General features: G+C 58.0%; 1 pseudogene. It reads right to left on the reverse strand.

The features are described from left to right. A pseudogene (locus KP705_RS17100) lies at positions 1-493 on the reverse strand (DUF4158 domain-containing protein); the annotation flags it as partial.

Raw genomic sequence — 493 nt, forward strand, 5'->3', positions numbered from 1 at the left:
GTCATGGACAAGGTGATCGGCCTGCTGGCGAGCACGGCGCACCAAGGCTTCAATGACAGTGACCGACGGCAGGAGAATGCTTCGGCGACGCATCTCGTCAATCAGGATCGCAGCCATGCGGGATGGCTGGGTCACATGATGTGCAATTGGCATAGCGAAACCGGTAATGTCATGAAATGCAGCCCGATCGAAGGTTCGGTCGCCATAACGCTGCATCAGGTGGGCCAGCGGGGATCGACGGGTTTCGTCCCGCCGGCCTTAATGGGACCAGAGCCCAGGGGACAGGTCGAGCTGCCGCGCAACAAATGACAGAATGGGAGCCGGTGGTGTTTCACCAGATTCCAGCACCCGTCCCGGCCAGCGCATGTAGAGCATGACCATCGTGAAACCCAATCGGGAGGTTTCTCCGCGGCGGGTTGCGATCAGATCGAAGTCATCCTGGCTGAGTGTAAAATGTATCGTGATCTCGCTATCATCGACAGAAGGCTCGTAA

This window comes from Gluconobacter sp. P1D12_c, from assembly GCF_018812105.1.
Taxonomy (GTDB): Bacteria; Pseudomonadota; Alphaproteobacteria; order Acetobacterales; family Acetobacteraceae; genus Gluconobacter; species Gluconobacter oxydans_A.